This is a genomic window from Pseudonocardia sp. EV170527-09 (assembly GCF_008369905.1).
Taxonomy (GTDB): domain Bacteria; phylum Actinomycetota; class Actinomycetes; order Mycobacteriales; family Pseudonocardiaceae; genus Pseudonocardia.
In genome coordinates, this window is the sequence record NZ_VRMC01000077.1 from 20,226 (window position 1) to 27,119 (window position 6,894).

At 74.7% G+C, this 6,894-nt stretch carries 8 protein-coding genes; 4 read left to right on the top strand and 4 right to left on the bottom strand.

What is annotated here, in order from left to right:
* Positions 1 to 27 precede the first annotated feature (27 nt).
* Positions 28 to 1,014: an AraC family transcriptional regulator gene (locus FVA95_RS21290; protein ID WP_149665739.1), complete on the bottom strand. Its 987-nt coding sequence runs from the start codon at positions 1,012 to 1,014 to the stop codon at positions 28 to 30.
* A gap of 112 nt (positions 1,015 to 1,126) precedes the next feature.
* On the opposite strand from FVA95_RS21290, the gene FVA95_RS21295 reads away from it, so the two are divergent.
* Positions 1,127 to 1,570 (top strand): VOC family protein, encoded by a 444-nt coding sequence (locus tag FVA95_RS21295; RefSeq protein ID WP_149665740.1) that lies wholly within the window; start codon positions 1,127 to 1,129, stop codon positions 1,568 to 1,570.
* Between the two features lie 126 nt (positions 1,571 to 1,696).
* Here FVA95_RS21295 and FVA95_RS21300 read toward each other — a convergent pair whose 3' ends face one another.
* Positions 1,697 to 2,656: an FAD-dependent oxidoreductase gene (locus FVA95_RS21300; protein WP_164514892.1), complete on the bottom strand. Its 960-nt coding sequence runs from the start codon at positions 2,654 to 2,656 to the stop codon at positions 1,697 to 1,699.
* Between the two features lie 83 nt (positions 2,657 to 2,739).
* Here FVA95_RS21300 and FVA95_RS21305 point away from each other — a divergent pair, with 83 nt between their 5' ends.
* On the top strand, positions 2,740 to 3,174 hold the full coding sequence (locus FVA95_RS21305) for a hypothetical protein (protein WP_149665741.1): 435 nt from the start codon (positions 2,740 to 2,742) through the stop codon (positions 3,172 to 3,174).
* On the opposite strand, the gene FVA95_RS21310 is transcribed toward FVA95_RS21305, so the two are convergent.
* Positions 3,162 to 3,794, bottom strand: coding sequence for a TenA family protein (locus FVA95_RS21310; protein WP_149665742.1), 633 nt, complete (start codon positions 3,792 to 3,794; stop codon positions 3,162 to 3,164). The two genes, FVA95_RS21305 and FVA95_RS21310, sit on opposite strands and share 13 nt — an antisense overlap.
* Before the next feature lie 122 nt (positions 3,795 to 3,916).
* Between FVA95_RS21310 and gabP the strand changes: the two genes are divergently transcribed.
* Positions 3,917 to 5,320 carry a GABA permease gene (gene gabP / locus FVA95_RS21315; protein WP_149665743.1) on the top strand — a complete coding sequence of 468 codons (1,404 nt, stop codon included), beginning with the start codon at positions 3,917 to 3,919 and terminating at the stop codon, positions 5,318 to 5,320.
* Between the two features lie 46 nt (positions 5,321 to 5,366).
* Positions 5,367 to 6,131: a GntR family transcriptional regulator gene (locus FVA95_RS21320; RefSeq protein WP_149665744.1), complete on the top strand. Its 765-nt coding sequence runs from the start codon at positions 5,367 to 5,369 to the stop codon at positions 6,129 to 6,131.
* Positions 6,132 to 6,197: 66 nt separating this feature from the next.
* Here the strand turns inward: FVA95_RS21320 and FVA95_RS21325 are convergent, their stop codons facing one another.
* On the bottom strand, positions 6,198 to 6,707 hold the full coding sequence (locus FVA95_RS21325; protein ID WP_149665745.1) for a VOC family protein: 510 nt from the start codon (positions 6,705 to 6,707) through the stop codon (positions 6,198 to 6,200).
* Between the last annotated feature and the right edge of the window lie 187 nt (positions 6,708 to 6,894).

Below are 6,894 nucleotides of genomic sequence, written 5' to 3' on the forward strand. Positions count from 1 at the left end.
GCGACCGTAACGGTGCGACGGGACGGCTCAGCGGCCCGCGGTCTCCTCCGGGGTCTCGCCGAAGGCGCGGGTGTAGGCCACCCGGAACCCGCCGGGCCGGACGAAGCCCCACCGGCCCGCGATGCGCTCCACCGCCGTCGCGTCGCCCGTCGCGCGCAGGTCGTCGCGCACGCCGTGGAGCCGGGCGCGCCACAGCACGGTGGCCGGGTCGGTCCCGGCCCGGCGCAGCCCGGCCAGCACGGTCCGGGCCGGGGCCCCGGTCAGCCGGGCCAGCTCCGTCGGGTCGACGGGACGGTGCGCGTGCGCGCGCAGGTGCTCGGTGACGCGGCGGACCAGGCGGGCGGGCAGTGCGGGGGTGCGGGCCGGCCCGCGGCGGGTGACCTCGTCGAGCACGGTGTTCGGGAACGTCTCCAGGAACCGGGACGCCAGCAGCCCGAACGCCTCGTCCAGCGCGACGGACCCGTCCAGCAGCATCGGGTTGCCGAGCACCCGGTCCCGCACGTGCACCACGGTGGCCGCCCAGCGGCGCGCGTGTTCCCCGCTCAGCGGGGTGATCCCGGTCAGCCGCACCCGGTCGGTCACGACGCCGTGCACCTGCCCCGCCCAGCGGGCCAGGGCCGCCGGGTCGAGGCCCACGACGTCGAGGTCGATGTCCTCGGCGAGGTCGCGGAAGCGACCCTCGGGCGGGAGCACCCCGACGTCGCCGGGCTGCAGCACCACGGTGCCGTACGCCTCGGTGTCCAGGCGCATGCGTCCGCCCTGCACCAGATCGACGACGAACTCGTTCTCGACCGGGTCGACCATCGCGTCGATCTCGGCGGTGACCCACAGGTCGCTCAGGGAGAACCCCGGGGCGGCGACGGTCTCGTTCCCCACCTCGAAGTCGCGGCCGTCGCTCGTCGGCAGCACCACCGCGCCCCCGTAGAACTCCGCGACGAACCGTTCGACGTCGGCCGCCGACTCCATGCGGAAGCTCAGGCGTCGCACCCCGTTGCCGGGAGGCTGACCGTTCACTCGCCCTCCACCGGTGCACCGGGTGATCGGAAGCGGAAAGCTACCCCGTGACCGGCCTCGGCGCGACTCGCGCGGCCGCGGAACCGTCGGGGTCCGGCCGTAGCCTCCACCCATGGCGACTCCCTGGACGATCACCGTCGACTGTGCCGACGCACACCTGCTCGCGGAGTTCTGGAGCGCTGCGCTCGGCTACGCCCCCGCCCCGCCACCGACCGGGTTCGCGACCTGGGAGGCGTGGATGGTCCACCACGAGGTGCCCGCCGACGAGTGGGGCGACGTCGCCGCGATCAGCGACCCGGACGGCGCGGGCCCGCGGATCTCGTTCCTGCGGGTCGACGAGCCCCGCACGGTGAAGAACCGGCTGCACCTGGACCTGCAGGTCTCCGGGGGCCGGCACCTGCCGGACGAGCTGCGCGGTGAGCGGCTGGGCGCGGAGGCGCGGCGGCTCTGTGCGCTGGGCGCGCGGGTCGTCGAGGAGCACCTGTCCCCAGGTTCTCCACATGTGGACCACCTGTGGATGGCCGACCCGGAGGGCAACGACTTCTGCATCGTGTGAGGCCACGGTCGTCACCGGGGCGGGCTCGGGCACCGGGGCAGCCACCGCGCCGCGGTTCGCCGCCGACCTGCCCGTCCACGGGCTGCCGTCCGCGTCGAACGGCCGTCCGTGGACGTCCTGACCGGGTCAGGCGGCGTCGGCGAGATCTGCTACGTCGTCGGCGCAGCCCCACGACAGCGTGATGCCGGAGCCGCCGTGCCCGTAGTCGTGGATCACCCGCGGCCGGGTCGCGGTGGCGGGCTCGGCCTCCAGCCGCACCTCGGGGCGGGCCGGGCGCAGGCCCGCGAGATGCTCCAGGACCTCGGCGTCGCGCAGGGCCGGGACGATGTCGCGGCAGCGCCGCAGGATCGCCTCGCCCGCGGCCGGGTCGGGCGTCGCGTCCCAGACGCCGTCGTCGAGGGTGCCGCCGAGGATGCAGTCGTGCGCGCGGGGGTGCACGTACGCGCGGCCGCCGGGGTGCGCCTCGTCGCGGACCGACATCGTCAGCCCGGGGTTGGTGACGCGCACGATCTGCCCGCGCACCGGGGTCACCGTGGTGTCGCCGACCAGGGTGCGCGCGCCCAGCCCGGAGCAGTGCACGACGAGGTCGGCGTCCCGCCCGGCCTCGTCGAGCGCGGTGACGCGCCGGCGTTCCAGAACGATCCCGCGCCGCCCCGCCTCGGCGGCCAGCCATGGCAGGTGCACCGGCATCTCGACCAGCGGCACCGCGAAGCGCAGGCCGTGGGCGTAGCCGGGCGGCAGCTCGTCGGGCCGGGCCGGGCGGACCTCGCCGACGGCGTCGGCCCACCACTGCGGCTCCGGCGCCGCCCGGTAGAGGGTCAGCGACTCCCGCATCACGACGCCGGGGACGCCGTCGGCGGCCTGACGGGCCAGCTCGGCGAAGGTGCGCCGTCCCCAGTCGAGGACCTTGTCCCGCGGACCGGCCCGGGTCGGGAACCACACGGCCGCGGCCAGGTGCGACGTCGACGCCTCCACCGGCGCGTCGGCCAGCACCCGGACCGACCAGCCCCGCTCCCGCAGCCGGAGCGCGCAGCTCAGGCCCGCGATCCCGGCGCCGACCACCACGGCCCGTCGGTTGCCTCCCATGCCGGCGATCCTCGCAGCCGCTCGCCCCGGATCGTCATCCGGACGTCGACGCCCGGTCACCCCCGGCGCGCAGACTCGGCCCGGTGACCGCACCGCTGCTGGCCGGACCGGCCCTGGCCCACCGGGTCGCGCTCGTCCTCGCCGTCCCGCTGCAGGCCGCGCTCGGCGCCCGGCCGGTCGACGACGCCGACCCGGCCGCCGGGGTCGCGTTCGAGATCGGTGAGCTCGCCGACGGCGGCGCGGGCGGTGCGCACGCCGGTGCGCTGGCCGTCGGGCTGGAGGTGGGCGCGCTGCTCGCCGTCCTGCCGCACCTCACCGAGGCCGAGCACGCGGTGTCGGTGTCCACCGCGGTCACGCTGCCCGCTCAGGCCCCGCGGGGCGGGGAGGTCGCGTTCCGCGGAACGCTCGACCGGCGTACCGGCCGGTCCGCCTTCACCTCGGTGACCGCCGTGTGCGCCGGCGTCGTCGTCGCCAGGGCGCAGATCGTGAAGGCGGTCGTCCGCGTTCAGCCGGCGTAGGCGGCGTCGAAGAACGCCAGTTCCAGGTCGACCGCGCGCACGAACAGCGCCGCGACCCGCTCGCGGTGGGCGGGGTCGAGCCGGTCGGCGGCCCGGTCGAGCTCGTCGCGCAGGAACGCGACCCACTCCTCGAACTCGACACCGCGGTGCAGCTCGATCCACTCGCGGGAGATCCGGTCCTCGGGGGTGGTCGCGCCCGGCCGGGTCGCCCAGTCCAGGTACAGCCACTCGGCGACGACCAGCACGGTCAAGGTCTCGGCGTACCCGGCGTCGCGGGCCTCGCCCATCAGGTCGACGAACCCGACGGTCGGCGCGGCCCGCTCCGGTTCGGCGTTCCCGTCGAGCTCACCGAGCGAGCGCTCGAAGTAGTCGTTCTCCGGGCCCGCGACCAGCCCGAGCTGACGGGCCAGCCGGACCCGCGGGCCGGGCCGGTCGGCCGTCGCGACGGCGGCGCCGAGCAGCGCGAGGAACGAGTCCACGAACTGCAGGTCCTGCTCCAGGTAGTGCCGGAGCACATCGCGGTCCAGGGTGCCGGACCACAGCTCGTCGACGAACCGGTGCCCCACCGCCGCGTCCCAGGTCGCGGTCGTCGACTCCCGCAGCTGCGCGCTGAATCCCATGCCGCCCAGGCTAGGCGTCACCCCCGGAGACCCACCGGGGTGTGACAACGGGCGACGCCCGGGTGACCATTGCGCATCGCACCGGCCACCGCCGGCTGTGGCACCGAGGAGGGGGAGGCGCCATGACGGAGACCACGCACCGGCCGGAGGCCGGTGGCGAGCTGAGGGCGGGGCTGCGCGACCGGCACGTCACCATGATCAGCATCGCCGGGGTGATCGGCGCCGGGTTGTTCATCGGCTCCGGCAGCGCGATCGCCACCGCGGGCCCCGCGGTGCTGCTGGCCTACCTCTTCGCCGGGACGCTGGTCGTGCTGGTGATGCGGATGCTCGGCGAGATGGCGGCCGCGCAGCCGGACTCCGGCTCGTTCTCCACCTATGCCGACCGGGCGATCGGGCCGTGGGCCGGGTTCACCGTCGGCTGGCTGTACTGGTGGTTCTGGGTCCTCGTCATCCCGGTCGAGGCGACGGCCGCCGCGCTCATCCTCAACTCGTGGCTGCCCGGGGTGCCGCAGTGGGGCTGGGCGCTGGCCGTCACCGTGCTGCTGACGGTGACCAACCTGTTCTCCGTCGCCAACTACGGCGAGTTCGAGTTCTGGTTCGCCCTGCTCAAGGTGGTCGCGATCATCGCGTTCATCGTCGTCGGGGTGCTCGCGGTGCTGGGCCTGCTGCCCGGTTTCGTCGGCGACGACTCGTCGGTGTCGGGGCTGTCCCGGCTGGTGTCCGAGGGCGGGTTCCTGCCGAACGGGCCGGGCGCGGTGGTCGCCGCGGTGCTGGTGACGATGTTCAGCTTCATGGGCACCGAGATCGTCACGATCGCGGCGGCGGAGTCCGGCGACCCGGCGCGCGGGATCGGCCGGGCCACCCGCTCGGTGATCTGGCGGATCGCGGTGTTCTACCTGGCCTCGATCCTGCTCGTGGTCGCGATCGTGCCGTGGAACGACCCGCGACTGCCCGCGGTCGGGTCGTACCAGGCGGCGCTGGAGGCGCTGGACGTGCCGTCGGCCAAGCTCATCGTCGACGTGGTGGTGCTCGTCGCCGTCGCGAGCTGCCTGAACTCGGCGCTGTACACCGCCTCGCGGATGCTGTTCTCGCTCGGCCGCCGCGGGCAGGCGCCTGGCCTGGTCAACCGGACCACCTCCCAGGGCGTGCCGCGGTTCGCGGTGCTCGGGTCGACGCTGGTCGGGTTCGTCGCGGTGATCGCGAACTACGCCTTCCCCGAGGAGGTCTTCAAGACCCTGCTCGCGACCTCCGGCGCGATCGCGCTGTTGGTCTACCTGGTCATCGCGGTGTCCCAGCTGCGGATGCGCCGGGTGCTGGAGCGCGACAGCGTCGCGATGCCGGTGCGGATGTGGGCCTACCCGGTGCTCACCTGGGCGGTGATCGTCGTGATCCCGGTGGTGCTCGTCTACATGGCCGCCCGCGAGGGCTCGCGCTTCGAACTGGGCATGACCGGGCTCATCGCGGCCGTCGTCGTGGGTGTCGGCGTGCTGCTCACCCGGCGTCACGCGCGGGCCGCCGTGCGGTGAGCCCGCGGCGCTCGCCTACGGTGATCACGCGCGAAGGGGGTGGGCGATGACGGCGCGAGCACTGGTGCGCAACGGCGCGATGCCGCTGTGGCAGCAGCTGCTGGCGGACCTGCGCCGCCGGCTGTCCGACGGCGAGTTCGACGAGGCACTGCCCGGCGAGTTCGCGCTGGCCGCCGACTACGCGGTCAGCAGGCACACCGTGCGGGAGGCGCTGCGCCGGCTGCGGGAGGACGGCGCCGTCGTCGCCGGGCGGGGGCGGGTCGCCCGCCCGACGGTGCGCTCGGAGATCGAGCAGCCGCTCGACGAGCCGTACTCGCTCTACGTGGCGGTGGAGTCGGCCGGGCGCACCCAGCGCAGCGTGGTGCGGACCTTCGAGGTCCGCGCGGACGGCGTGGTCGCGGCCCGGTTGGGGCTGGAGGAGTCCACGCCGCTGGTGCACCTGGAGCGGCTGCGGCTCGCCGACGCCGAGCCGCTCGCCGTCGACCGGGTGTGGCTGCCCGAGGAGCTGGCGGCGCCCCTGCTCGACGTCGACTTCACCCACACCGGCATCTACCCCGAGTACCGGCGCCGCTGCGGGATCCGTGTCGACGGAGGAATGGAGAACATCCGGGCGGTGCTGCCCGGGCGCGGCGAGCGGGAGCTGCTCGGCATCGACGAGGGCGTCGCCGCGCTGTCGATCGAGCGGCTCGGCCTGTCCGCCGGGCGTCCCGTGGAATGGCGGCACACCCTGGTCCGCGGCGACCGGTTCTCGGTCACCGCCCAGTTCTCGGCCCGCTCGGGCTACCGGGTGGACCTCAACGAGCCGAGCTGACGGGGGCGCCTCGGACCGGGGCCCGAACGCCGCACCCGGGACGCCTCGCGCCGAGGGCGGGGCGGCTCAGGCCGGGACCGAGACGCCGATCCCGCCGCGGGTGTCCGCGCCGTAGCGGGCGATCTCGGCCGCAAGGTCGAGCGGCTCGATGCGCATGTCGTGGTCGTCGCCGTCGACCAGGGCGGCCGGGACCAGCCAGCAGACCTCGAACTCCAGCCCGTCGGGGTCCCTCGCGTAGAGCGCCTTGGTGGTGCCGTGGTCCGAGGCGCCGACCAGTGCCCCGGCGGCCTGGAGCTGCTCGCCGATCCTGGCGAGCTCGCCGAGCGTGTCGACCTCCCACGCCAGGTGGTAGAGCCCGACGGTGCCGCGGCCCGCCTGCGAGGCCCCGGCCTGCGCGCCGATCCCGAACAGGGCCAGGTCGTGGTCGTTGGTCGACCCCTCGGCCTGCAGGAACGCGCCACGGCCGCCGGGGAGCTCGACGACGGGGCGGAAGCCGAGCGTGTCGCGGTAGAAGTCGACGCTGCGTGCGACGTCGCGGACGTAGAGGACGGCGTGGTTGAGGCGCTGGACGGGCATCCCGGTCTCCATCGAAAGAAGTTGAACTCTCAACTCATACCGTACGCCCGTGCCCCGGCGAGTTCAACGGGTGACCAGCCACGTGAGGACGACGGCCGAGCGGGTGTGGTCGACGTTCGCCGCCAGTCGCAGTCGTTCCAGGGCGTCCTCCAGGGACTGCACGTCGCGCGAGCGCAGCAGGACCAGC

What these genes read in the sequence shown, in the direction of transcription:
- FVA95_RS21295 (WP_149665740.1), top strand. Translation starts at nt 1,127, where the DNA reads ATGGCGACTCCCTGGACGATCACCGTCGACTGTGCCGACGCACACCTG.
- FVA95_RS21300 (WP_164514892.1), bottom strand. Translation starts at nt 2,656, where the DNA reads ATGGGAGGCAACCGACGGGCCGTGGTGGTCGGCGCCGGGATCGCGGGC.
- FVA95_RS21310 (WP_149665742.1), bottom strand. Translation starts at nt 3,794, where the DNA reads ATGGGATTCAGCGCGCAGCTGCGGGAGTCGACGACCGCGACCTGGGAC.
- gabP (WP_149665743.1), top strand. Translation starts at nt 3,917, where the DNA reads ATGACGGAGACCACGCACCGGCCGGAGGCCGGTGGCGAGCTGAGGGCG.
- FVA95_RS21320 (WP_149665744.1), top strand. Translation starts at nt 5,367, where the DNA reads ATGACGGCGCGAGCACTGGTGCGCAACGGCGCGATGCCGCTGTGGCAG.
- FVA95_RS21325 (WP_149665745.1), bottom strand. Translation starts at nt 6,707, where the DNA reads ATGCCCGTCCAGCGCCTCAACCACGCCGTCCTCTACGTCCGCGACGTC.